The organism is Streptococcus oralis (assembly GCF_001578945.1).
GTDB lineage: Bacteria > Bacillota > Bacilli > Lactobacillales > Streptococcaceae > Streptococcus > Streptococcus oralis_Q.
In genome coordinates this window covers 80993-82206 of the sequence record NZ_KQ969552.1, presented here as the reverse complement: position 1 = coordinate 82206, position 1214 = coordinate 80993, and the positions used below count along the sequence as shown (strand labels likewise).

At 45.6% G+C, this 1214-nt stretch carries 1 protein-coding gene and 1 pseudogene; both read left to right on the top strand.

Annotated elements, in window-relative coordinates; translation table 11 throughout:
- Window positions 1-924, top strand: a 924-nt coding sequence (locus SORDD16_RS11860; RefSeq protein ID WP_241734019.1) for an FtsK/SpoIIIE domain-containing protein, incomplete at its 5' end; no start/stop codon positions are given.
- Between the two features lie 144 nt (window positions 925-1068).
- Window positions 1069-1214: pseudogene (locus SORDD16_RS05800) on the top strand (amino acid permease); the annotation flags it as partial.

Sequence of the window (1214 nt, the reverse complement as noted above, 5' to 3'; positions counted from 1 at the left end):
AACGGTATTATCGCGAGCATTCTCATGAAAGCAAGACCCGACCAGGTCAAGTTTATGATGGTGGATCCAAAGATGGTTGAGTTATCGGTGTACAATGACATCCCTCACCTCTTGATTCCGGTTGTAACCAATCCACGCAAGGCCAGCAAGGCTTTGCAAAAGGTTGTGGATGAGATGGAAAACCGTTATGAACTCTTTGCTAAGATCGGTGTTCGCAACATCGCTGGCTTTAATGCTAAGGTAGAGGAATACAATACTCAGTCCGAGTATAAACAAATCCCGCTTCCACTGATCGTTGTCATCGTGGATGAGTTGGCGGATCTTATGATGGTGGCCAGCAAGGAAGTGGAAGATGCCATTATTCGTCTCGGACAAAAGGCGCGTGCTGCAGGGATTCATATGATTCTTGCCACGCAACGCCCTTCTGTTGATGTCATTTCTGGTCTGATTAAGGCTAATGTCCCATCTCGTGTGGCCTTTGCGGTTTCGTCAGGTACAGACTCTCGTACTATTCTAGACGAAAATGGAGCGGAGAAACTGTTGGGACGCGGGGATATGCTCTTTAAACCTATTGATGAAAATCACCCAGTCCGTCTGCAAGGATCCTTTATCTCAGATGATGATGTCGAACGCATCGTAAACTTCATCAAGGCTCAGGCGGATGCGGACTACGATGAAAGCTTTGACCCAGGAGATGTTCCTGAAAATGAAGGAGATGTCTCTGATGGTGAAGCTGGCGGCGATCCACTCTTTGAAGAAGCTAAGGCTCTGGTTATCGAGACGCAGAAAGCTAGTGCCTCTATGATACAACGTCGCTTGTCAGTCGGTTTTAACCGTGCGACCCGCCTTATGGAAGAACTCGAAATGGCGGGTGTCATCGGTCCAGCTGAAGGAACCAAACCTAGAAAAGTTTTGCAGCAATAAGCCTTAAAAGACTTCTTTCCACTCAGGAGAGAAGTTTTTGTGATAGTTTTTCTTTATCAGAGTGATAGAGAAAATATATGAAAGAGCAGGCAGTTTCATGATAAAATGAAAGAATATGAAAAGGAGGAATTTATGTCAGAAAAGATTGAAAATCATCAGTTTGAGGGTGAAGGCGAATTTCAACGCAAGATGACCAGTCGTCATCTCTTTATGCTTTCCCTAGGAGGCGTCATTGGAACCGGCTTGTTCCTAAGTTCAGGGTATACCATTGCCCAAGCTGGTCCTTTGGG